The 23,940-nt window shown below is 30.9% G+C and carries 19 protein-coding genes and 1 pseudogene; 15 read left to right on the plus strand and 5 right to left on the minus strand.

Annotated features, from left to right (window positions below):
• The 4 genes from GBO31_RS00250 to purD all read left to right on the plus strand — a co-directional run bounded on the left by GBO31_RS00250 (position 1) and on the right by purD (position 5,046).
• Positions 1-987, plus strand: coding sequence for a UDP-glucuronic acid decarboxylase family protein (locus GBO31_RS00250; RefSeq protein ID WP_219006291.1), 987 nt, complete (start codon positions 1-3; stop codon positions 985-987).
• Positions 988-2,340 carry an exopolysaccharide biosynthesis polyprenyl glycosylphosphotransferase gene (locus GBO31_RS00255; RefSeq protein ID WP_219006292.1) on the plus strand — a complete coding sequence of 451 codons (1,353 nt, stop codon included), beginning with the start codon at positions 988-990 and terminating at the stop codon, positions 2,338-2,340.
• A gap of 53 nt (positions 2,341-2,393) precedes the next feature.
• The gene (locus GBO31_RS00260; RefSeq protein ID WP_219006293.1) at positions 2,394-3,680 is read left to right on the plus strand and encodes an O-antigen ligase family protein; all 1,287 of its coding nucleotides are present in this window, start codon (positions 2,394-2,396) and stop codon (positions 3,678-3,680) included.
• Positions 3,681-3,774: 94 nt separating this feature from the next.
• Positions 3,775-5,046, plus strand: coding sequence for a phosphoribosylamine--glycine ligase (purD, locus tag GBO31_RS00265; protein ID WP_219006294.1), 1,272 nt, complete (start codon positions 3,775-3,777; stop codon positions 5,044-5,046).
• Positions 5,047-5,125: 79 nt separating this feature from the next.
• On the opposite strand, the gene GBO31_RS00270 is transcribed toward purD, so the two are convergent.
• Positions 5,126-5,356, minus strand: coding sequence for a DUF6341 family protein (locus GBO31_RS00270; RefSeq protein ID WP_219006295.1), 231 nt, complete (start codon positions 5,354-5,356; stop codon positions 5,126-5,128).
• A 113-nt stretch (positions 5,357-5,469) separates the two neighbouring features.
• Here GBO31_RS00270 and GBO31_RS00275 point away from each other — a divergent pair, with 113 nt between their 5' ends.
• The 5 genes from GBO31_RS00275 (at position 5,470) to GBO31_RS00295 (ending at position 13,301) form a co-directional block, all read left to right on the plus strand.
• Complete coding sequence (locus GBO31_RS00275) at positions 5,470-6,390, plus strand: DUF6427 family protein (protein WP_343211280.1); 921 nt, start codon at positions 5,470-5,472, stop codon at positions 6,388-6,390.
• A 537-nt stretch (positions 6,391-6,927) separates the two neighbouring features.
• A complete protein-coding gene (locus tag GBO31_RS00280) occupies positions 6,928-7,536 on the plus strand; it encodes a DUF4254 domain-containing protein (protein WP_219006297.1) in 609 nt (202 codons plus the stop codon).
• Positions 7,537-7,544: 8 nt separating this feature from the next.
• A complete protein-coding gene (locus GBO31_RS00285; protein WP_343211281.1) occupies positions 7,545-8,627 on the plus strand; it encodes a glycosyltransferase family 9 protein in 1,083 nt (360 codons plus the stop codon).
• Positions 8,628-8,821: 194 nt separating this feature from the next.
• Positions 8,822-12,871, plus strand: a complete 4,050-nt coding sequence (locus GBO31_RS00290) for a chemotaxis protein CheB (RefSeq protein ID WP_219006298.1) — start codon at positions 8,822-8,824, stop codon at positions 12,869-12,871.
• Positions 12,837-13,301 carry a response regulator gene (locus GBO31_RS00295; RefSeq protein WP_219006299.1) on the plus strand — a complete coding sequence of 155 codons (465 nt, stop codon included), beginning with the start codon at positions 12,837-12,839 and terminating at the stop codon, positions 13,299-13,301. The genes GBO31_RS00290 and GBO31_RS00295 overlap by 35 nt, the downstream gene beginning before the upstream one ends.
• Here GBO31_RS00295 and GBO31_RS00300 read toward each other — a convergent pair.
• The 3 genes from GBO31_RS00300 to GBO31_RS00310 form a co-directional block, all read right to left on the minus strand.
• On the minus strand, positions 13,298-13,708 hold the full coding sequence (locus tag GBO31_RS00300) for a response regulator (protein ID WP_219006300.1): 411 nt from the start codon (positions 13,706-13,708) through the stop codon (positions 13,298-13,300). The two genes, GBO31_RS00295 and GBO31_RS00300, sit on opposite strands and share 4 nt — an antisense overlap.
• A 130-nt stretch (positions 13,709-13,838) precedes the next feature.
• Positions 13,839-14,291 (minus strand): BLUF domain-containing protein, encoded by a 453-nt coding sequence (locus GBO31_RS00305; RefSeq protein WP_219006301.1) that lies wholly within the window; start codon positions 14,289-14,291, stop codon positions 13,839-13,841.
• Positions 14,292-14,358: 67 nt separating this feature from the next.
• Positions 14,359-15,411, minus strand: coding sequence for a ferredoxin--NADP reductase (locus tag GBO31_RS00310; RefSeq protein WP_219006302.1), 1,053 nt, complete (start codon positions 15,409-15,411; stop codon positions 14,359-14,361).
• A 201-nt stretch (positions 15,412-15,612) separates the two neighbouring features.
• On the opposite strand from GBO31_RS00310, the gene GBO31_RS00315 reads away from it, so the two are divergent.
• The 5 genes and pseudogenes from GBO31_RS00315 to GBO31_RS00335 all read left to right on the plus strand — a co-directional run bounded on the left by GBO31_RS00315 (position 15,613) and on the right by GBO31_RS00335 (position 19,438).
• Positions 15,613-15,951, plus strand: coding sequence for a PadR family transcriptional regulator (locus GBO31_RS00315; RefSeq protein ID WP_219006303.1), 339 nt, complete (start codon positions 15,613-15,615; stop codon positions 15,949-15,951).
• A 2-nt stretch (positions 15,952-15,953) separates the two neighbouring features.
• Entirely contained in the window at positions 15,954-16,574 is a 621-nt protein-coding gene (locus GBO31_RS00320) for a hypothetical protein (protein ID WP_219006304.1), read from the plus strand.
• A 28-nt stretch (positions 16,575-16,602) separates the two neighbouring features.
• Positions 16,603-17,268: a hypothetical protein gene (locus GBO31_RS00325; protein WP_219006305.1), complete on the plus strand. Its 666-nt coding sequence runs from the start codon at positions 16,603-16,605 to the stop codon at positions 17,266-17,268.
• Between the two features lie 176 nt (positions 17,269-17,444).
• Positions 17,445-18,738, plus strand: a pseudogene (locus GBO31_RS00330) (DUF5687 family protein).
• A 4-nt stretch (positions 18,739-18,742) separates the two neighbouring features.
• Entirely contained in the window at positions 18,743-19,438 is a 696-nt protein-coding gene (locus tag GBO31_RS00335; protein WP_219006306.1) for an ABC transporter ATP-binding protein, read from the plus strand.
• Between the two features lie 99 nt (positions 19,439-19,537).
• Here GBO31_RS00335 and GBO31_RS00340 read toward each other — a convergent pair whose 3' ends face one another.
• Complete coding sequence (locus GBO31_RS00340) at positions 19,538-21,031, minus strand: T9SS type A sorting domain-containing protein (protein WP_219006307.1); 1,494 nt, start codon at positions 21,029-21,031, stop codon at positions 19,538-19,540.
• Positions 21,032-21,293: 262 nt separating this feature from the next.
• Between GBO31_RS00340 and GBO31_RS00345 the strand changes: the two genes are divergently transcribed.
• On the plus strand, positions 21,294-23,933 hold the full coding sequence (locus tag GBO31_RS00345) for a tetratricopeptide repeat protein (RefSeq protein WP_219006308.1): 2,640 nt from the start codon (positions 21,294-21,296) through the stop codon (positions 23,931-23,933).
• Positions 23,934-23,940 lie beyond the last annotated feature (7 nt).

Genomic DNA, 23,940 nt, shown 5'->3' on the forward strand with positions numbered 1-23,940 from the left:
ATGAAAAAAGTTTTAATTACCGGAGCTGCTGGATTTTTAGGATCACATCTTTGTGATCGATTTATTAAAGAAGGTTATCATGTGATTGGTATGGATAACTTAATCACCGGAGATCTAAAAAACATTGAACATTTATTTAAACTTAAGAATTTTGAGTTTTATAATCATGATGTTTCAAAGTTTGTTCATGTTCCTGGTAATTTAGATTATATACTACATTTTGCTTCTCCTGCAAGTCCTATAGATTATCTTAAAATACCAATACAAACTTTAAAAGTAGGATCATTAGGGACACATAATCTTTTAGGTTTGGCAAAAGAAAAAAACGCCAGAATATTAATTGCTTCAACGAGTGAAGTATATGGGGATCCTTTGATTCATCCTCAAACGGAAGATTATTATGGCAATGTAAATACAATTGGACCTCGTGGAGTGTATGATGAAGCAAAACGATTTCAAGAATCTATAACAATGGCGTATCATACTTATCATAAATTGGAAACAAGAATTGTGCGTATTTTTAATACCTACGGCCCTAGAATGAGATTAAATGATGGAAGGGTAGTTCCTGCTTTTATAGGACAAGCTTTAAGAGGAGAAGATCTTACAGTGTTCGGAGATGGTTCTCAAACACGCTCCTTCTGTTATGTGGATGATCTGATAGAAGGAATTTATAGATTGTTGTTTAGTGATTACGTATATCCTGTAAATATTGGTAACCCAAATGAAATTACAATTGGAGATTTTGCAGAAGAAATCATAAAATTAACTGGAACCGACCAAAAAGTGATTTATAAACCGCTCCCAGTTAATGATCCCTTACAAAGACAACCAGATATTTCAAAAGCTAAAGAAGTTTTAAAATGGGAGCCAAAAATTGACAGATCTGAAGGTATGAAACGTACATTGGAATATTTTAAAAGTCTTTCTGAAGAAGAATTATATAGAAGTGAGCATAAAGATTTTTCATCTTATTCCGAACAATAAATGCATCATAAAAGAGGAGGATATTCGTATTTAATAAGACCAATACTTATTGTTATTGATCTTCTTATTTTGTTAATATCCTCTTTTTATTTTCTGAATAATATTGCCAATAATCAATTATATGTATTCTTGTCCATTATATGGTATATATCGGCATACCTACTTAATTTTTATGAGGTTTATAGATTTACCAAAGTATTAACTATTATATCTCTTTTAATAAAACAAGGACTGCTGATTCTGGTTCTTTTATTTGCCTATTTTGGATTGCTGAAAATAAATTTCTTTTCTACAAGTGATATCTTTTCTTTTATTTCAGTTTCGATTTTTTCAATTGGTATCGTGAAGGTGATTTCATATTATGCTTTAAAAAGATACCGATCTTATCTTGGAGGAAATAATAGAATAGTTGTTATTATAGGAAACAACAAAAGTGCACAACAACTCAATGCGTTTTTTGAAAAGAGAAAAGATTTAGGATATCAGGTTTTAAAGGTGTTTTCTGACGAACTACCTGATAAAATTAAAGATAGCTTTGAATTTTTAAAAAAAGAAGATGTAGATGAGATATACTGTTCTATAGATGAGATTTCAGATGAGGTTGTAAATGAATACGTAAAATATGCTGATCAGAATTATAGTGTTTTAAAGTTTATCCCCAATTCTCAACGTATCTTTTCTAAAAGATTGAAGACAGATTATTATGAGTATTTACCGGTTTTATCAATACCAGAAGTATCATTAAACAATGCTACGAATAGAGCTATTAAGAGAGGTTTTGATATTGTTTTTTCACTAATGGTAATCATTTTTATATTATCCTGGTTAATACCACTATTGTATGTTCTGATTAAACTAGAATCAAAAGGTCCTTTAATTTATAGTCATCGACGTAATGGGATAAATTACAAAGAATTTATTTGTTATAAATTTAGATCTATGAGGGATGAAAATTTTTCAGATCTGGTTCAAGTAAAAAAAGACGATCATCGAGTGACTAAAATAGGACGTTTCATACGAAGAACAAGTATTGATGAACTTCCACAATTTTTCAACGTGCTTTTCGGGGATATGTCTGTAGTAGGTCCGAGACCACATATGATTTCTTACACTAAAGATTATGGAAAAAGAATAGACAAATATAATTTTGTTTTTAGACATTCTGTAAAGCCTGGAATTACAGGAATGGCACAGGTAAAAGGATATAGAGGTGAAGTTGAGAGTGATGAAGATATCGTAAATCGTATTAAGTATGATATTTTTTATATAGAGAACTGGTCTTTGCTTTTGGATTCTAAAATTGTGCTAGATACCATAATGAATGTTATTAAAGGACAAGAAAAAGCATATTAGTTAGAAGCCGTATAAACAATACGATAATAAAGGTGGAGTTTGGAAAAAAAATAATGGAACTTTCCGAAATGTTTTATAAACATGATGATGATATAGTACTTACTATATTTTGGAATAGTTTGTATATAGCTTTTTTATTGTTGCCTCTAGGAATCAATCTTCCCACTCCTTTTTTCATAATATCGATAACCCTTGGTATTATCAATATATTTCGATCAAAGAAAAAGTTTGTTCTGGATAATAAAATCTTATTGCTGCTTCCTTTGTATTTTGTCGTAATGGCCATCAGTTTGTTTTACACTAGTAATAGTTCATACGGACTTGATGTATTACAACGATCATTATCATTGTTCTTATTTCCTGTTATTTTCCTTTTTGTAAAGGAAGATGCATCCTCTGTAAGGAAGTTGTTTGAGTTTTTGCTTGTCGGATTGGTTATTTCTTTTTTTATTAATTTATCAATTGCTCTAAATAATTCTATATCTATCTTTAAGGAAGGTTTTTTTACTAATGTTTCAATACAAGATCTCACTTCTTTTTTAGATGCATTGATGAGTGGATGGAATTATTTGGTAGAAGATGAATTTTCTAAGCTTATCAACCCAAGTTATCTATCGTTATATATATTGTTAGTACTAAGTTTTTACCTAAAAAAGAACTTAGATTCTAGACTAAGAACTACAGTCGTAGTCATCTTATTTCTCTATCTTTTCCTGTTAGCTTCAATTGCGGCATACCTAATACTGCTAATTATGTGTTTGCTTTTGATTTTTGACATTTCAGAAAGAAGTAGAAAACATACTATGATGATAATGTTTGTATTAGGAGTTATTATTTTTCTTAACAATCCAAGAGTATTTGATTTCTATGCTAAGATTAAAAACTTCGGCAATTCCATAGAATATGCTAACTCTACTTCTGAGAAGGCGCGATTACTTTCGTGGGATGCAAGTTTGAAATTAATAAAGGATGCACCATTACTAGGTTATGGAATAGGAGACGCTAATGATATTTTAATAAATAAGTATAGCGAACTTGGCTATACATATAATTTTGACAACAGATATAACGCACACAACCAGTTTCTTCAGACATTATTACAAACGGGTATTATGGGTTTTGTCATACTGGTAAGTATTTTTGTGGTATTAGCGATTCGAATGAGAAGAAGCCGAAACGAATTTTCGGTTTTCCTTATTCTTCTTATTTCTCTTATATTCGAATCAATGCTGGTAAGATTCAACGGAATTGTATTTTTTTCTATTATAATTCCATTATTGCTTAAGAAACGAAGTATTCTAAGTAGTAGAATAATTCGGAATAATCTGATAGTATCATAAATATTAAAATAGCCTTTAAAATAATTAGTAAGACAATTGCTAATAAACTATTTTTGAAGCTTGTTAAATTAGCAATAAAAACAACCAATAAATAATGAATATTTTAGTTTTAGGATCTGGAGGTAGAGAACATACGTTTGCTTACAAAATAGCACAAAGTAACTTATGTGATAAGTTATTTGTTGCTCCAGGAAATGCGGGAACGGCTGATATTGCAACAAATATATCTATTTCTGTAACAGACTTTGATGCTATAAAGAACCTTGTAATAGACGAAAAAATAGAAATGGTTGTTGTAGGGCCTGAAGATCCTTTGGTGCAAGGTATAGCCGACTTTTTCGCAAATGATAGTGATCTAAAAAATGTAGCTTTAATTGGTCCTTCAAAAGAGGGAGCAAGGTTAGAAGGTAGTAAGGAATACGCAAAGGAGTTTTTATTTAGACACAATATCCCTACCGCTGCTTATCAAAGTTTTACTGCAAATACTGTGAATAAAGGGAAGGAATTCTTAGAGACTTTAAAACCTCCTTATGTGTTAAAAGCAGATGGTCTTGCAGCAGGAAAAGGCGTGTTAATTCTTCAAGATCTTGAAACCGCTAAAGCAGAACTAGAAAACATGTTGACCAATAAAAAGTTTGGTGCAGCAAGTGAAAAAGTGGTAATAGAAGAATTTTTAGATGGAATTGAGCTAAGTGTTTTTGTTCTTACAGATGGTAAAAATTACATCACCTTACCTACAGCAAAAGATTATAAGCGTATTGGAGAAGGAGATACAGGATTAAATACAGGAGGAATGGGCGCTATTTCTCCAGTTCCATTTGCTGATAGTAGCTTTATGGATAAAATAGAAGAAAGAGTCGTTAAACCTACTGTAGAAGGCCTCACAAAGGAGAAAATAGAATATAAAGGTTTTATCTTTATTGGTTTGATAAAAGTAGGAGACGATCCTAAAGTTATTGAATATAATGTAAGAATGGGAGATCCTGAGACTGAAGTTGTTTTGCCAAGGGTAAAAACAGATCTGGTATCACTTTTTAATCACGTATCAAATCAAACACTGGATAAAATTGATATCGACATCGACCCGCGAAGTGCTACTACGGTTATGACGGTTTCTGGAGGATATCCAGAAGCGTATGAAAAAGGAAAGGAAATTACTGGAATCGATCAAATAAAAGATTCGATTGTTTTTCATGCTGGCACCAAAATAGATAATGGTAAAACAGTTACAAATGGAGGTCGTGTAATAGCAATAACCTCATTTGATGATGATTTTAGAAAAGCTTTAGAAAAGTCATATCAAAATATAGAGAAACTTACTTTCGAAAAAATGTACTATAGAAAAGATTTAGGATTCGATTTATAGTCAATAAACTATACTATTATTAAAAAAGCTCATTGTAGATCTACAATGAGCTTTTTTAATATACGATATATAAAATAATTTAGTCCAAAAATGAATGAGCTGTCGGATCTCGATCTTCTTCATTGTTGTCATTAAATTTTTTCAACTCCTTCATCCAATAAAGAAAAGCAACAAAACCAATTAACATAAATAACCAGTTTACAATATTAGCTGCAGTCCAACTTTCTAATTCTAACGCTCTTAGTGAATCTAGAGGAGCAAAAAGTACATCTACAAATAAATATTGAATAGCTTCAAAAAATTCTTTCATAATATGATCTTCATTTTCATTATAAAAAGCTAACGAAAAACTTTTTATAAATTAGTAATATTATTAGTAAAAACAATAATTGATTGTCTGACGCAAAAATATAAAAAATAGTAGTGTTATCAAGCTTTTTTAGTAAATCAAAACCAATTAATTTTATAATAGTTGCTATATATATGCTGCTATTATATATAATAGCTTACTATAAAAATGGTTTTGGTCTTAATTACAATAGTATTCTTATCTCTTTAACAGGATTTGTAGCCTATATTTTGGCAATGCTAGTACTCAATTTGATAACTCAGAAGAATGATCTTACACAAAAAAGTACCAATACTATATTACTTTTTGCTTTTTTGACGGCAATATTACCTGATTCACTTACAAATATCTATATTTTATTAGCTAATTTGTTAGTGATTCTTGGAGCTAGAAGTGTGCTTAGTCTAAGAAATGGTAAACATATAAAATCTAAAATCTTGGATGCTTCGCTATTTGTAAGTATAGCGTCCTTAGCATATTTCTGGAGTATTGGATTTATGATTTTTGTATTCTTAGGCATTTTATTTTTTGAACCTAAGAATTATAGAAACTGGATAATTCCTATAATTTCTGTAATAACTGTCTACATATTGGCTAATTGTTTTACATTATTATTTTATGATAAGGTTTTTACTATTTCTGATTATGTAGATCCAATTTCATTTTCCTTTAATAATTATACAGATCAAAGTAGCGTTTTTTCTATCGGTATTCTTATTATTTGCACACTATTTTTCTTTACAATATACTTTTTAAAATTTAATAGAAAATCCACCAAGTTAAAACCCATTTTGAGGTTGATTATTTCACAATGGTTGATTGCTTTGGTAATTATCATAATCGCTCCTAGTAAAAGCACTGCTGAAATGATATTTATTGGTGCTCCATTAGCAATAATAGGTACTGCCTATTTGGAGATGGATCAAGGAAAATTCGTAAAAGAAATAAACCTTTGGGTATTTTTATTATTGCCTTTCATTTCACTGCTATTTTAAGTGTTTTCCGTTTACATATGATAGTGTTTGGATAGCATGGACGGATCTACATACAAAATTCGAATTATAGTAATATAGATAATTCCTTTTTTTACAATCGTTATTTCTATATATATGAATACTATAACAAATATGTATAAAGTTTATAATCAGAATAGTAATACACTTGTTGAAGACAAAAAGAACATATTTTTCATACAGATACTGAGATAATTTCAGAGGCCTTATATCGCTAATTGCAATATTTTAGATACTATTGCAAAATGTAATACCTTTGTGCCAGTTAGAAAAATAGGTTTGTTATACCATAAAGGACATAGTTGTTACAAAAAGAAAGGTAATTACAGTTTTTTAGCTACTAATTATAAACTTCAAATTCAATTATGTTTTCCTTAGTTATACTAAATGTTTAATGAAAACGCTAAAAATAAGATAAATTTGAAGGCGTTATGAACATGTAATTAAATAACTACTTCTGATAAGAAGTTAGCAGATAACAATCAAAAAATATTTACGCATCTCAGAAAAATAAAAATAATGTTTACAGATAAAGCGAATAAGATTTTTAAAGAAGTCATAGACATGTATCATGTAGTTGATCGTGTGGATCAAGAATTTTCGAATCCTTATGATAGTAAATCACAACAAATAGAGCACTTATTATATCGCAAGTGCTGGATAGATACCGTACAGTGGCATTATGAAGATATTATAAGAGATCCAGAGATTGATCCTGTTGCAGCTTTAACATTGAAAAGACAGATTGATGCGTCTAATCAGGATAGGACTGATATGGTAGAATACATAGATAGTTACTTTTTGGAAAAATATAAGGACGTAGTTGCCAAAGAAAATGCATCTATCAATACAGAAAGTCCAGCTTGGGGAATAGATCGATTATCAATTTTGGCACTTAAGGTATATCATATGCATGAGGAAACAGTAAGAGAGGACGCTTCTGATTCACATAAAGCAGCTTGCCAAAAGAAGTATGATGTTTTATTGGAACAGCAAGTAGATCTTTCTACTGCTATAGATACATTATTGAATGATATTGAGAATGGTGATAAATATATGAAAGTGTATAAGCAGATGAAAATGTACAATGATGATGAGCTAAATCCGGTTTTAAGAGGAGAAAAGTAATAGCTCTTTTGAACAAGATTATTAATATACAGCAAAATGACAAAGCCCTTTCTAAAAAGGGCTTTGATGCACATATTCTTGTCATTCGATTATCGGCAATGGGAGATGTAGCTATGACAGTACCTGTTTTAAGAACCTTTAGAGAAGCCTACCCTAATGCTAAAATAACAGTACTAACTAGAAAATTCTTCGAGCCTATTTTTTCAGGAATTGAAAATTTAGAAGTATATCATGCGGATGTTACTGGAAAACATAAAGGGGTTTTAGGACTATCTAGGTTGTCTAATGAACTTCGGAAAACGGGAATCACTGCTGTAGCTGATTTACATAATGTGTTGAGGTCAAATGTGCTAAAAAACCTGCTCAGATTAAGAGGAGTCAAAGTTGTACAAATAGACAAAGGAAGAGCAGAGAAAAAAGCGCTAACAAGATCTAGTAATAAAGAGTTTAAACAACTAAAAACTACCCATCAGCGTTATGCAGATGTTTTTGGTAAGTTAGGATTTCCAATCGATTTAAAAAATCATTCCTTTCCTAAGAAAGCAACGTTAACACCAAATATATTAGAACTTACAAAGAATTCTACAAAAAAGTGGCTAGGAATTGCTCCTTTTGCCCAGTACCAAAGTAAAGTATATCCATTAGATTTGTTGATTGAGGTCATCGAGCAATTAAATGAAGAGAATGTTTATGAAATTTTATTGTTTGGAGGTGGAAAAAAAGAAATGGATATTTTAAATAATATCGAAAGTAAGTATCAAAATGTTATAAATGTTGCTGGTAAGCTATCTTTTGAGGATGAATTAAAGCTTATCGCAAATCTGGATGGTATGTTATCTATGGATAGTGGCAATGCACATCTGGCAGCTATGTTTGGAATTCCTACAATTACACTTTGGGGAGTAACGCATCCCTTTGCAGGGTTTATGCCTTTTGGTCAACCTATGGAAAATGCTCTATTGCCTAATCTTGCCAAATACGACCAAATACCAACCTCAATTTACGGAAATAAATTTCCACCAGGGTATGAAAAGGTAATGCATTCTATTAAACCTGAAACGGTAGTTGAAACAATTTTGAAAACCATTTAGACATTAAAACAATATTCTGTTTACGGTAAAAACATCTTTCCTTTTATTTAGATACTAAACTTTATAAAACTTTACATTTTTTTGGGGAAATTTCCGATAAAAGTTGCTATCTTAGAGATGAAAACTCGCAACTTAATATACTCATTTCTTACCCCTTATTAGCTAACGTTCGTTATTGTTTTTTAAGTTTTAGTATGTCAAAGGTTTTGAATAAGAAATTAGGGATAGATATTCCAGATTTTCCGGTTATTGGTATTGGTAGCTCTGCAGGTGGTTTAAATGCTTTGGAAGCATTTTTTGATCATTGCCCTTCAGATACGGGCTGTGCATTTGTGGTAGTTCAACATTTATCTCCTGAGTATAAAAGCTTGATGCCAGATTTGCTTTCTAGACATACTCAAATGTCTGTAAAAGAGGCAATTCAAGAAGATGAGGTAAAGCCTAATTCTGTATATCTAATTCCTGGTGATAAAAATATTATTATTGAAGATGGTGTATTGATGTTAACCGAACGTCCACCTCACAATCAAATGAATTTTTCGATTGATATTTTTTTCAAATCTCTGGCAATTGAGAAAAGAGAAAAAGCAATTTGTATCATTTTATCAGGTACCGGTTCAGATGGTACAAAAGGTGCTAAATCAATAAAGGAGGCAGGAGGAGCTTTGTTTGTGCAAAGTCCGGAGAGCGCTAAATTTGATGGGATGCCCAATAGTGCAATTGCTCAAGGCTTAGCGGACTTCATTTTAATGCCAGCTGAAATACCGACGGAGTTATTAGAATTTATGGAGTATGATAACTTTAGTTTAGATCATGGCGCTTCTGAATTTGCAAGTAATGAATTGTTGGGGCGTATCCTTAAAATGATAAAAACCTATGTAGGTTATGATTTTTTAGATTATAAGAAACCCACTTTGTTTAGAAGAACAGCTAAACGGATGAATATTACCAAAAATAAGACGGTAACAGATTACATTAATTTTTTATACGAAGATCCAGAAGAAAAATTTATTCTGGCAAAAGAATACCTGATTGGAGTTACAAAGTTTTTTAGAGATCAAGGAGCGTTTGATATAATTAAACAAAAAATAATACCAAAAATTGTTAATGCTAATAAAATTGATCAAGATCCAATAAAGATTTGGGTGGTCGCCTGTTCTACTGGTGAAGAAGCATATTCTATTGCAATGTTAATTGAAGAATATTGTGAGTTAATGAAAATAAAAAAGGATTATAAAATATTCGCCACGGATATCAACGAAAAAGCAATTGAATTCGCCTCTAAAGGAATTTATAAAGGAAACATTACCTCTGAAGTGCCATCGAACTTTTTGGATAAGTATTTTACGAAAAAGCATGATTCTTACCAAATAAATAGCCACATACGAAGAAATATTATTTTTTCTAAGCATGATGTACTTCATAATCCACCATTTAACAAAATGGATTTGGTATCCTGCCGTAATATGCTCATTTATATGGAGAGTGAGATACAGTTGAAAGTATTAACAAGTATTCACTTTGCATTGAATAGAGAAGGGTTCTTATTCTTAGGGAATTCAGAAAATATAGGATTACTGGATAAAAATTTTGAAGAAATTAATTCTAAATGGAAAATATATAGGAATAAAAGACCGGGAAGAATGATTGCCCATAATAGTAACGATATATGGGAAATGAACTCAAGACCAAAAGATGCAAGAAGCAATGTAAAAAGTAAAAAAGTCTTGGATGAAATGATCAAATCGATCAATACTAGCTTAATGGAAGATCTTGGTGTTGTTTGTGTTTGTATAGATGAAAATTTTGACATTATTAAAGCATCAGGTAAACTAAAAAAATATATTACTATTCCTGAAGAAGGTTTTACTAATAATTTGATTAAAATGCTTCCAGATGAGTTAGGAATTCCTTTAAATACTTTGATTAGAAAGTTAGATAAGCAAAAGGAAAAAAAACCTTTCGATCGAAAAGTAAAAGTTCATGAAAAGAATGGTTATAAGGAGTTAAAACTTTTAGTAAGAGAATTAAATTTAGACAAAGTATATAAAAAGTCGTATTTAGTTTTATTTGCTGAAGAAAGAGATACTATTATAAAACATACAGGAGAATATCAGGACAAAGTACCTTATTTAAGCAAATCAGCAGAAGTAGAGGAGCTCAAGGAAGCCTTAACTGAAACAAGAGACAATCTGCAGTCAACTATCGAAGAACTTGAAATTACAAATGAGGAGATGCAGGCTACGAATGAAGAACTGTTAGCTTCGAACGAAGAATTACAAAGTACCAATGAAGAATTACAATCTTTAAATGAGGAATTACACACAGTAAATGCTGAATTGCAAGAAAAGAACACCCAATTATTAGAGTCTAATTCGGATGTGGAAAATTTGATGAAAAATGTACATGTAGGTACAGTTTTTTTAGATAAGAATTTTAATATTCGAAAATTTACGCCAGCAATTCATCAGCACTTTCAACTAAGGGTAGAGGATATCGGTAGACCCATAAATCATTTTTCTGGAACTCTAGGTGGTCATAATTTGATGCAATTATCAAAACAAGTAATCCAAACTTTACAACCCTATAAGCAAGAAGTACAGAATGCAGAAGGTATCTGGTTTTTAATGCAAATTTTGCCATATCGCAATCAAGATGATATGATCAGAGGTGTAGTAATCAATTTTATTAATGTTCACAATGCCAAAGTAGCCTTGAAAGATACTGCACAAGCTAATGAGTTTTTAAAACATGTGATACATGCGAATCCAGGTGTAATCTATATTTATGATTTATTAAAAAAAGAGAATATATATGCCAGTGATAATATTGCGAAAATTGCGGGTTATTCAGATATAGAAATTAAGCAATTAGGTTCTCAATTGATGGAAATACTGTTTTATAAAGAAGATTTGAAAGCCATTTCCAAGCATCATGAAAAAATGAAACTCTTAGGAGACAATGAGATTTTACAAATTGAATATAGAATTGTACATAAAACAAGTAAAAAGCCTATTTGGTTGTTTTCTACAGATAAGGTCAATGCACGTAATGAAAATGGGGAAGTAATTTCTATTTTGGGAGTAGCACAGCAGATTCATAAGTTAAAAGAATTACAACATCAGTTATCAGTAAGCGAATCACGTTTACAACTCGCAATTAGAAGTAATAAAGCGGCACTTTGGGAATGGAGTGATTTTACTACTGATAAAGCGTGGTGGTCTAAAGAGTTTTATCAATTATTGGGTTACAATAATAAGTCGCTTAGATCTTCTTTTTCTTCTTTTATAAATATGATCCATCCAGAAGATATCATAAATTTTAGGAAAAGTTTAGAGGAACAAATAGAGGATTTAGACGGGATAGATGAAGATATAAGAATTAAAACCCAAGAGGATGGTTATCGTTGGTTTAGAGTAAATGCTAAAGCGCAAAAAGAAATCAATGGAGATGTCAATAAAGTTGTCGGTACCTTGACAGACATTCATAATAAAAAACAATCTGAAAATAAAATGAAAGCTCTAAATATAGAGCTTGAACGGTTTGCATATTTGGCAAGTCATGATCTTAAAGAACCTCTAAGAACAGTTACTAGTTTTACAGGCCTTTTTAAAGAAGAATATGGTAATATCTTAGATGAAAATGCACATACTTATTTAGATTTTATTGAAAAAGCTTCTAGCAGGATGATCACGCTAACAGATGATTTATTACAATATTCTCAGCTAGACGATAAAGCACTAAATTTTGAAGTTATAGATCTTAATTTGATAGTAAATGAGATTCTAGAAGATTTACAAAAGCATATCGAAGATGATAAAGCAGAAATAACTTTTGATGAACTTCCCCACATCACCTGTGATGCTGTTCAAATACGACAGTTATTTCAAAATTTGATTTCCAATAGCTTAAAATATAGAAAACCAGATGTAGCCCCAGTAATTCAGATTGGTTTTGAACAAAAAAGAAGAGATTATCAGTTCTTTGTAAAAGATAACGGTATTGGAATTAAAAAAGAATATCATGAAAAGATATTTGAGGTTTTTAAACGTTTACACAGTCAGGAAGAATACGAAGGAACAGGCATCGGATTAGCTAATTGCAAAAGAATAGTAAACAATCATGAAGGAAAAATGTGGATAAAATCTGCACAGGATAAAGGGGCAACCTTTTATTTTTCCATCGCAAAATTAATCCCGAAGAAGAATTATGAAAAAGATCAATTGCATACTGCTGGTAGATGATAGCAAATCGACAAATTTTTATAATAAAAAATTAATTCAAACTACCTCAATAGCTCATAAGGTTTTTGAGGTATATAATGGTTTGGAAGCGCTGGACTATCTGAATAGAGAAGGGAAGTTTAAAGGAGATAAGGATGAATTTCCAAGACCTAATGTTATTTTTTTGGATATCAATATGCCTAAAATGGATGGTTTTGAATTTTTAGAGGAATATATTAAACTTCCTTTAGAAACTAAATCAGATATTTTAATCGCTTTTTTAACCACTTCCAATTGGGAGAAAGATAGAATCAAAGCTTATAAAAAAGGAGCAGAAATATACGATTTCATTGAAAAACCGCTAGAAAAAAATACCCTATCTAGGATTTATAACCATTACATGAATACTCCGAATCTAATGGAGAATATGGTTTGCATAAGACAAAATTAACTTGCTTTACTTTCTAAATATATGGTAGTTCTGCTTAGTATCAAATCTCTTACATGTTCCTTATTTAGTTGATAAGAATTTATGGAAGTAACATGTGAATATTTGCTAATTTTTATTTCTTCTTCTGTATCCAGTTCTTCTTTAGTCATTAAAATGATATTCAAATATTCCTGATTACCTTTCATCTCCTTACATTTTTCTATAAACTCATAACCATTTAATTGAGGCATATCTATTTTTATAAAAATAAATACAGGTTTTTCTAAGACTGCTGTTAGAGGTCTTAGAAAGCTCAAGGCTTCTAAAGTGTTATCAAAAGAAACAACTTTAGAGATATAATCGGATTTTTCAATTTCTTGCTTTATAAAAAAACTAGAGATCGTATTATCATCTATTAGAATTATCATCTCGTAAAAAATAGAGGTTATAAGATTTTGGTGCAAAACTAAAATTAGATGATATATGTTCTAATGAAGATACTAAATCGAAATTAAAAAATCGGATAAAAAGCAAATAAAATCGATAAAATGCATTTTTTTATGAAAAATGACCCTTATTTCTAAAGAAGGCTAACTTATCAACAAGCTTCCAAAGATTAGCATCATTAATGGGTAAGTTGGTATTCTTATAGGTTTTTTTCCACAATAAATTTTCTATAATTAAATCTTCAAATTTAATCTGCATTAGTTGATTTGTTTTTAGATCACCCATATCCCAATTGGGAAATCTTCGATCATTAAGCGTATTATCTTGTACAAATTCAAGTATCTTATGTCGAGTATCCTTTTTTAAATTGTCTAATAGATCATTTATTTTATCAGGTGTGCCTTCTATATATTGAAAAAAATGTCTTTGTTTATAGTATAGAAAACCAGTAATTCCGTGACTTTTGTTAGTTGTTTGAGCACTACTTACTAGTAGGTCTAAAGAAGTTTCACTAAAAGGTTTGTTTTCAATACTTAAATATAATACGCAAGCCAATTGAGACATAAAGAGATGATATGTTTAGCAGTTTAATGATTTAAAAAATTTTAAATTCTACATATAAATATAATCATTAAACATCATCAAAATCAACTTTTATTGTAGATGAGGTTGGATATGCTTGGCATGCCAATACCAATCCTTCTTCAAGTTCAGCATCCGTAAGAATACTGTTTTTGCCCATTATTGCCTTACCTTCTGTTATTTTACAAATACATGAACTACAAACACCTCCTTGGCATGAGTATGGCGCATCGATATCTTCTTCAAGAGCAGCATCTAAAATGGTTTTTTTCTGATCCATTACAAAAGAAGATTCCTCATCGTCAACCAATATGGTAATTTTTGTTTGACCATCTAATTCAGTATCTATCTCTGCTGGTTCTGAGCTACTCGTAAATAATTCGAAATGTATATTTTCTTTGGCAATATTATTTTCTATAAGAACATCTGTAACCGTATTGATCATTTCTTCAGGTCCGCACAGGAAGAAACTTTTGAACTGGACATCCTTGAATTTATTTTTAGTAATATAATTGATAGTAGACTTTTCTATTCTTCCGAAACGAGCACCTTCTTCTTGACTTCTACTATAAAAGAACTCTATGAAAAATCTATTAGGATATTGGGCTTGTAAACTTAAAAGTTCCTTATGGAAAATAGTTTCACTTGGAGTTTGATTACCATACACTAATACGAAACTACTATTGGGTTCTTCCTCAAGTACACTTTTGATCATGCTCATGATAGGTGTAATTCCGCTTCCAGCAGCAAAAGCTGCATAGTAATTTTCAGCAGCGGGATTAGATGCTAATAAAAAGGTGCCTTCAGGTGTATGAACATCAAGAGTATCACCAATTTTTAATTTATTATTTGCAATAGTTGAAAAAGTACCTCCTTCAATTTCTTTTACAGCCACACGAAGTGATCCACTTTTTGGTGCAGAACATATAGAATAAGCTCTTCTAATTTCCTTTCTATCAACAAGGATTTTAATCGTAATGTACTGTCCTGCGATAAAGTTATAATCCTGAGATAATCCTGATGGGATATCAAATTCAATAGAAACTGCTTTAGGAGTTTCTCTAGTAATATCTTTAATGGTTAATGTGTGGAAATCTGACATAGCAATAAAGTAAATAATAAGTCAAAAACTTTTTAAGGTTTTTTAGATGAGCATATTAGAATTCTAATTTCTCAAAGTTAATTTTTGCGCAAAAATACTAAATGCAAGACACCATAAGAGGGTTTTGGGATAATTTTATATACCTAAAAAACTTATGCATAAGAAAATTATGTATATATTTGTACCCTAATTCTTTAAGTTATGGGCAATTCTAAATTATATAAAGGAAGTCTGAATACGATTATTTTGAAGCTTTTGGAGGAAAGTGAAAAAATGTATGGATATGAGATTACTCAGAAAGTAAAAGAAATCACAAAGGGAGAATTAAACATTACAGAAGGAGCATTGTATCCTGCATTACATAAGTTAGAAGCAGAAGGGTTATTGGATGTGGAAATGCAAAAAGTGGATAATCGATTGCGTAAGTATTACAAGCTTACCGAAAAAGGAACAAAGGAAACCGCTAATAGATTAAATGAACTGGAAGAGTACATCCGCACAATGCAAACAATTATTAATCCTAAATGGAGTATTAGCTAATTATGAGAAAACTAACAATAGAAGATATACAATTTATTGATACATATTTGTGGAATTCGGATATTCATTATGAAGATGTAAGAATTGAAATGATTGATCACGTAGCTTCGGAAATTGAACATAGAATGAATGAAGGAGATACAAGAGATTTTTATCATATTTTTAAAGAATATATGGTAGAAAATAAAGCTTCATTAGTGAAAGAAGGAAGCAAACCATTTAATTGGAAGATATTTAAAAGTGTTTCCATAAAATTCTTAAAGAATTTGGTGACATGGCAGGTACTTTTAGGAAGTATAGCTTGTTTCTGGATTTTTAATGAGATTTACTCGTATTTTTATATAGATAGTGTTTGGGGTTCATTCTTTCCGACATTTTTATTGGTATTAGTAGCATGTATACCCTTTATGGTATTTGGGAAAAAGAAGTTTTCATTTATAGGAAATTTTGGAGTCTTAATAACGGTATTTTTCTCTTTTAATTATCAATTTATTCCTCATCTAAAAGAACCTTCGACGTTCTATTACATTTATCTAGGGGTGCTTACACTATTTTTTGTAGGAAGTTTAAAAACAATGATTTCACTAGTAGTTTTTTATAAAAAACGTATGCAACTGGCATAATTAGGAGAAAGAACTAAAACGTAAGCGTATGAAATTGGAAGAGTATCATATAAAAGAATTATATCATATTATAAAAAAGAATGGAGTCAAATATTATGACGTTCAGACAGAGTTGGTAGATCATTTTGCCATTGCCTTAGAAGAAGAGAATGAGAAATCCTTTGATGAAAAAACAAAAGAAATTCTTGAAGGATTTGATGGTAAAAAAGGGTTGAAGCAGATTACCACTGAGAAAAGGAAAGTGTTGCTGAGAAAGTTTTTTCGAATCTATACCGATGGATTAAAAAACTATTTTTCATTTCCAAAAATACTTCTTACCATTTGTATTTTTATTGGATTCGTATTCATATTTCGAGCTTTTGATGTAGAACAAAGTATATACGGCTTTTTTCAACAGTTGTTCAATATGTTGTTTATTTTTCAAGGCTCATATAATAGCAATAGGTATTTAAAGAATATCCAAGAAAAAGGCTATAGTTTTTTAACCGTTAAAATATTAGATTATCTTCAAATAATTATTGCAATTCCTATAATAACTTTTTCGGTGATCATTACATTTTTCAAAGAATATGATAATGTTCTGGTATTGAGCGGTATTCTTAGCTTTTCTGTTATAGCAATATTGGCATACGCTAAGCTTAAGAAACACCTTGTTAATGAGGTGATTTCTTCCTATCCAATGATAAAAGTTTAAGGAAATTTCTTTCAAAATTGTAACAAAATCTACTTTTTGATTACTAAATATTGTAAGAAGTATTTCCTACTTCTTATAAAACTAATACAACTATGTTTAAACACTTTATATCCTTACAGTGGAAATCCTTTTGGAGATCTGCTTCAGCTTCATCTAGCATGTGGATGAAAATTTTTATGGGATTTTGGGCAGTATATTTCATTCTTATGATGATGGGAGGGAGTCTGTTGGTCTACAAATATTCTGTAAAAGAATTATGTCAAGATCCGCTTGTAGTCGTAAATAGATTTTTAATCTATTGGTGGGCATTTGATCTCGTTTTTAGATATGCCTTGCAAAAAATGCCAGTAATCAACATCAAACCCTTATTGATTTTACCTTTTAATAAGAAAAAGATCGTTTCATTTGGATTAGGAAAAACGATGACTTCTTTTTTTAATATTATTCATGGTTTCTTTTTTGTACCATTTTCGATATTACTGATAACAAAAGGAGATGCTCCTGTACTTCAGGTATTACTCTGGAATATTGGACTGATTGCACTAGTTTATGCTAATAACTTTCTGAATATCTTATTGAACAATAAAGATAATCTGATTTATGGTGTTGGAGGAGTTATTGCAATATTAGGAGGGCTTCATTATTTTGGATACTTTGATATTACACAATATACAGCTCCTTTTTTCCAAGGATTATATGATACATTATACCTTTTTGTGTTGCCTGTAATAGCTGCGATTGTACTGTACATAGTAGCATTTAAATCTTTTGTTAGTGGTTTGTATCTAGATGAGGGTCTTGCTACAAAAGCAAAAGATGTGAAAACTGAAAATCTAGAGTGGTTAGATCGTTTTGGTAAAACAGCAATCTTTCTTAAAAACGATATCAAATTAATTAAAAGAAATAAAAGAGCAAGAAGGAATTTTTGTGTCTGGTGGGTTTTTATTGAGCTTTGGTCAATTCGTTCCAAGTTGGGATAGCTCTTATTATCCATTAATGATGAGTCAGAATATTAAGTATAGAGAATACTTGTCTTCAAAATGGTGGTTGATGGTAATGGCAACTTTTGTTTCGGTTATTTTGTCATCTGGTTATTTGTATTTTGGATGGGAAGCTTATCTGGCTGTTATTGTTGGTGGAATTTATAATATGGGAATGAATGCTCATGTAGTTTTGTGGGCTGGCGCATATGTGAAAACACCAATTGATCTTACCAGCAATAAAAATGCATTTGGAGATAAACAATCCTTTAATATGAAAACAGTAATGTTATCATTGCCAAAGCTAGCATTACCTGTGATACTTTATGCAATTGGTCATTATGCATATAGCCCTTATGCTGGATATGCGTTGGTTGCTGTTGCAGGAATTGCTGGTTTTGCTTTCAGAAATATGGTTTTTGACAAAATCGAAAAAATTTATAAAACAGAAAAGTACGCAACGATATGGGCGTATAAACAAAAAAAATAAGAAGATGATAGGAGTACATAATATTACAAAATCATATGCAGGAAATACTGTATTGAATATAGAACACTTAGAAATACCTAAAGGAGATAGTTTTGGATTAGTCGGTAATAACGGGGCAGGAAAGACAACTTTATTTAGTGCTTTATTGGATCTGATTAGACCAACTACAGGATATATAGAAAATAGTGGAATTAAAGTGAGCGAAAATGAAGATTGGAAATCGATTACCTCAGCTTTTATCGATGAAACCTTTTTGATTGGATATCTTACTGCCGAAGAGTATTTTTATTTTATAGGAGAATTAAGAGGTCAGAATAAAGCAGATGTAGATGCATTATTAGCACAATTCGAGGACTTTTTCCATGGAGAAATTTTAGGGCAAAAGAAGTATTTAAGAGACTTGTCTAAAGGTAATCAAAAGAAAGCAGGAATAGTTGCTGCACTAATTGGTAATCCTGAAGTTGTTGTTTTGGATGAACCATTTGCTAATTTGGATCCAACAACACAAATTCGATTAAAGAAAATAATTAAAGATCTAGCTGCAGACCCAAATGTAACTGTATTAGTTTCCAGTCATGATTTGATGCATGTTACTGAGGTGTGTGATCGTATCGTTGTATTAGACAAGGGAGAAGTTGTAAAAGACTTAGTGACCTCAGAAGAAACATTAAAAGAATTAGAAGAGCATTTTAACAAATAATATATAATTCGAAAATAGTTTGGGACATAAAAGGCACTAATTTCTAGAAATTAGTGCCTTTTTAATTCAATGAAAATTAATTTCTACACTAAGAAAAACTTACCTGTCGATTACCAATTTTCTGGTTGCGGTTTTAGTATTTGATTGATCTATTATTGTAACCAAGTAAATTCCAGGTGTTAAATTACTTGTATTTATATTTGAAATATGAGCTTTTTCTGGTGTATTTAGTTTTCTTAAAAGTTTTCCTTCGATGTTTCTTATTTCAATTTTTAATTCCTTAGAAACTGATTCATCAAAATTTAAATAAAACTCTGAGTCAGCAGGATTGGGATATATACTAAGTGCTAAATCATTAAAAAGATAATCATTGGTTGATAGTGTGATAGCATTATCAATTGGATATAAGGTTTCACCTGTTGGGTTTAATGCAGAAGATACTTCAGGAAAGTTTTGTATCCTTTCCTGTATAGTAAGTCCAAGTTTAAGAGGTCCTTTATACAAAACTCCAGGCTCAGACCATGGAGTTGAAGATCCATGATTGTGATTTAATTGTAAACAAGTATTATTAATAATAAAATTTGGTTTTTCTGAATTGTCATGCTGTGTAGACCAAGGACCCATAATAGCAAAGTATACAGGCTTGTTGGTAGCAATTTCTATTGGGTCATCAGGTAAAAGCTCATCTTGACTTACCGGAGACATATCCGAAGGTAAGGTGATGATATTGTTCTCGATTAGGTTATTTCCGGCATCACCACTATGAAAACTTACTTCTTGTTTAAACTGATTATCATAAACAACGTTATATTCAACATTACCACCTTGAAGAGATATATGTCGTAGATGGGTTACAGAGCAACCTGTAATTAAATTATAAGCTCCTTGGATAAAAAAATATCCTTGAGCACCACCTGCCTTTTTATGAGCACCTTTAACATCCAAATCTCGTAAAGTGACATGATTAGAAGGAACTCTAATAGGATCTCTTGCTGAATTGTAGATATTTACTTTATCTAACCAGCAATCTTCAGATCGAACAATTTTTACTGATATATTATCATTGTTTGGTAACTCATCATTTTGGGATAAACTATAATTCCACTTATATTTTGGAGTTCCCCAACTTCCTTCAATTGTTAATCGATAGATACCAGAATTTGATACATCATCAAACCTAAAGCCATTTCCACTATCCATATCGATAATACATTGAACACCATTTCTGCTTTCTCCAATTAGAGCAACATTGGATTTCATTTTTACAGCACTATTAATCGTATAAGTGCCGTTTTCCAATAAAACACCAACTAGTTCATTTTCTTTAGCGGCATCATTGATAGCTTGATTAATCTGAGAACTGTTACTTCCGCTACTAAGTGTTTTAAAAATTCTTATATCATCCAGATAAGGGATTCCGCCTCTTACTCCAGCTTTTTGCCATTCTAGCATTTGTGGGTATTGTTGGTCATATTTGCTATCATCAAATGTGATTCCAGGATCGCCTACTCGTTTTTGAGCATTAACCTGAATACATATAATAGAAAAGAAAAGTAATTTGATGTATTTGAGAGTAAGTAGTGAGTTTTTCATGAGATCATCGTAAAAGTGTAATATCAGTATCTTTCTTGTCTTGAAAATCTTTAAAATAGAATTTGACAAGGTCAAATTAGTATTCGTTTTTGTCGGATGCCATGTAAAACGTAGTTTAGTGCCTTAGAAGGATAAAAAAATAGAAGGTTCAAGCGTTTTTTACAGAAAGAAATGTATTTTTACATTTCACACCATATTTTTGTACCGTTTTGATGCACTAAAATGTAAGTTTTTTAGTTATCAGCGTATAAATTATTCAGATTTGAGCAAAAACTTATCACAAATCATCGTTATACTTTTCCTAATTGTCATTGGGTTTAGTTGTTCACGTAAAAAGGACAAATGGACCAATAGAACTTGGCATGATGTAACTACAAAGAATAATACGCTATATAATGGAAGAGTAGCTTTTGATAAAGGAAAGCAGGATATCGTACAAACATACAAAGACAATTTTTGGGAACTATTACCTGTAGAAAGATTGATAGTTAGTGAGGATGTTAGATTACCAAATGAAGTATTAAATCAAAATTTTGATAAAGCTGAAGAAAAAGCTGCAAAAGCTATTCAAAAGCATAGTATGCTTATTGATGATAGAGAAAGAAATCCTAAAATCGATGAAGCGTTTCTATTATTAGGAAAAGCTCGATATAATGAGCAACGATTTATTCCAGCATTAGAAGCTTTTAATTACATACTCTATAAATATCCTACCAGTAACAATATTAATCACGCTAAAGTTTGGAGAGCAAAAGCAAATCTTCGTTTAGATAATAATGAAAAAGCAATCGAGGATTTGATGAAGATGGTAGAAGAAGAGTATATGGAAGCTCAGGATTATTCGGATGCTGTTGCAATGATTGCGCAAGCTTATATTAATCTAGAACAAAAGGATTCTGCTGTTACCTATATAAGTAAGGCTGCGATACATTCGAAAAATAATGAAGAAAAAGGGCGCTATCTATATATTAAAGGACAATTATTAAATCAATTAGGATATAAAGACAGTGCAAACTATGCGTTTGATCAAGTAATTGAACTCAATAGAAAGACTCCAAGAAGATATATGCTAAACGCCTATATGGCAAAAGCACGTAATTTTAATTACGAAACGGGTAATAAACAAGAGTTTTTGGAACTTTTGACGGATTTGGAAGAAAATCGGGAGAATAGACCATTTTTAGACAAAATCTATAATCAAAAAGCTGTTTATTTTAATACTTTAGATTCGATCGACTTAGCTGTTTCTTTTTATAATAAATCATTACGTACGGACACAGATGATAAGTATCTACAATCTTTAAATTATAAAACGTTAGGAGATATCAACTTTGATAACAAAGAGTATGCTGTTGCAGGAGCATATTATGATAGTACCTTAGAACGTATGGTTGTAGACTCCAAAAAATATAGGGTACTTAAAAAGAAAAGAGTAAATCTGGATGATGTAATTTTATATGAGTCTATAGCTCAGAAAAACGATAGTATTCTTACGGTTGTTGCTATGTCACCAGAAGAACGGATAGCCTATTATTCTGAGTATACAGAGAAGATAAAAGCAGAAGCTATTGCAGCTCAGGAAGCAGCGGAAATTGCAAGGATAAAAGGTGAGCTTCCTAATGAACAACGTTTTAACCAACCAAAGACTGGATTAGGAGCAAGTGGTGGTCCTAACCCAGATGCAGCGGGTCCGTTCTATTTTTATAATCCAACAATAGTTGCATACGGAAAAACTGCTTTTAAGAGAACTTTTGGGAATCGAGAACTACAAGATAATTGGAGAATTTCTAGCATTACGAATCCTAGCGCTGTTTCTAGTGAAGAACAGTCTACAAAAGAAGAATACTCTATAGAAACAGATCCTACTTTTGATCCACAAACATATATTGCGCAATTGCCGACAGATCAGAAAATAATAGATAGTTTGCAAACTGATAGAAACTTTGCATACTATCAATTAGGGGTTATTTACAAAGAAAAATTTCAGGAATATGGGCTGTCTACAGATAAATTTGAAAATTTATTAGATAGTAATCCAGAAGAGCGACTTATTATACCTTCAAAATATAATCTCTACAAAATTTATCTGGTTCAGGATGATTTAGAAAAATCCAATGCAATGAAGCAGGATATTATTAATAATCATGGAGATTCTAGATATGCCAAAATTCTTCAAAACCCTGATGAGGCATTAGAAGGTGATAAGAATAGCCCAGAATCTATGTATAATAGATTATATAAAGATTTTAGAGACCAAAAATATGCACAGGTCATTAAAGAAAGTGACGAATTAATAACAAAGTTTGGAGGAGAGGAATTTGTTCCTAAATTTGAATTATTAAAAGCGCAGGCTGTTGGTCGTTACAAAGGATTTGAAGCCTATAAGGAAGCGTTGAATTATGTTTCTCTAAATTATCCGCAAAGTCCAGAGGGAAAGAAAGCACAATTAATTTATCAAACTACAATTCCGCAAATACAAAATAGTTCTTTTGTTACGGAAGGAATGGATCAGGAAAAAAACCATAAACTCGTTTATTCATTTTCAAGATTTGGTGATAACCAGGCGCAGGAATTAAAAGAAAGACTGCAAGCCATTATAAAAGATCTTAGATACGATAAGATGAAGGTTTCTTTAGATGTATATACCAAAGATCAGCAATTTGTGGTAGTGCATACCAAAAGAGATCAGTTAGGAGCAGAAGGATTGGCAGAACTTTTAATTCTTGGTAAAATTGAAGATACTCGTGGAGTTGATCTTACCAAGTGGAATAGAAGAAAAAAGTATTACCCTAAAGTAGACAAAGAATATTTTATCATAGCTTCTCCCAATTATAGAATTTTACAAATTCATAAGAATTTGGATAGTTATAGCTACGTAAAAGCGAAATTAGAATCAGAATAATAATTTA

Origin of the sequence: Aquimarina litoralis (assembly GCF_019295435.1) — a bacterium.
In the GTDB taxonomy this organism is placed as follows: domain Bacteria; phylum Bacteroidota; class Bacteroidia; order Flavobacteriales; family Flavobacteriaceae; genus Aquimarina; species Aquimarina litoralis_A.

Excerpts from the sequence above, each read along its gene's own strand:
- GBO31_RS00250 (WP_219006291.1), top strand. The coding sequence starts at position 1 with ATGAAAAAAGTTTTAATTACCGGAGCTGCTGGATTTTTAGGATCACAT.
- GBO31_RS00255 (WP_219006292.1), top strand. The coding sequence starts at position 988 with ATGCATCATAAAAGAGGAGGATATTCGTATTTAATAAGACCAATACTT.
- GBO31_RS00260 (WP_219006293.1), top strand. The coding sequence starts at position 2,394 with ATGGAACTTTCCGAAATGTTTTATAAACATGATGATGATATAGTACTT.
- purD (WP_219006294.1), top strand. The coding sequence starts at position 3,775 with ATGAATATTTTAGTTTTAGGATCTGGAGGTAGAGAACATACGTTTGCT.
- GBO31_RS00270 (WP_219006295.1), bottom strand. The coding sequence starts at position 5,356 with ATGAAAGAATTTTTTGAAGCTATTCAATATTTATTTGTAGATGTACTT.
- GBO31_RS00280 (WP_219006297.1), top strand. The coding sequence starts at position 6,928 with ATGTTTACAGATAAAGCGAATAAGATTTTTAAAGAAGTCATAGACATG.
- GBO31_RS00290 (WP_219006298.1), top strand. The coding sequence starts at position 8,822 with ATGTCAAAGGTTTTGAATAAGAAATTAGGGATAGATATTCCAGATTTT.
- GBO31_RS00295 (WP_219006299.1), top strand. The coding sequence starts at position 12,837 with ATGAAAAAGATCAATTGCATACTGCTGGTAGATGATAGCAAATCGACA.
- GBO31_RS00300 (WP_219006300.1), bottom strand. The coding sequence starts at position 13,708 with ATGATAATTCTAATAGATGATAATACGATCTCTAGTTTTTTTATAAAG.
- GBO31_RS00305 (WP_219006301.1), bottom strand. The coding sequence starts at position 14,291 with ATGTCTCAATTGGCTTGCGTATTATATTTAAGTATTGAAAACAAACCT.
- GBO31_RS00310 (WP_219006302.1), bottom strand. The coding sequence starts at position 15,411 with ATGTCAGATTTCCACACATTAACCATTAAAGATATTACTAGAGAAACT.
- GBO31_RS00315 (WP_219006303.1), top strand. The coding sequence starts at position 15,613 with ATGGGCAATTCTAAATTATATAAAGGAAGTCTGAATACGATTATTTTG.
- GBO31_RS00320 (WP_219006304.1), top strand. The coding sequence starts at position 15,954 with ATGAGAAAACTAACAATAGAAGATATACAATTTATTGATACATATTTG.
- GBO31_RS00325 (WP_219006305.1), top strand. The coding sequence starts at position 16,603 with ATGAAATTGGAAGAGTATCATATAAAAGAATTATATCATATTATAAAA.
- GBO31_RS00335 (WP_219006306.1), top strand. The coding sequence starts at position 18,743 with ATGATAGGAGTACATAATATTACAAAATCATATGCAGGAAATACTGTA.
- GBO31_RS00340 (WP_219006307.1), bottom strand. The coding sequence starts at position 21,031 with ATGAAAAACTCACTACTTACTCTCAAATACATCAAATTACTTTTCTTT.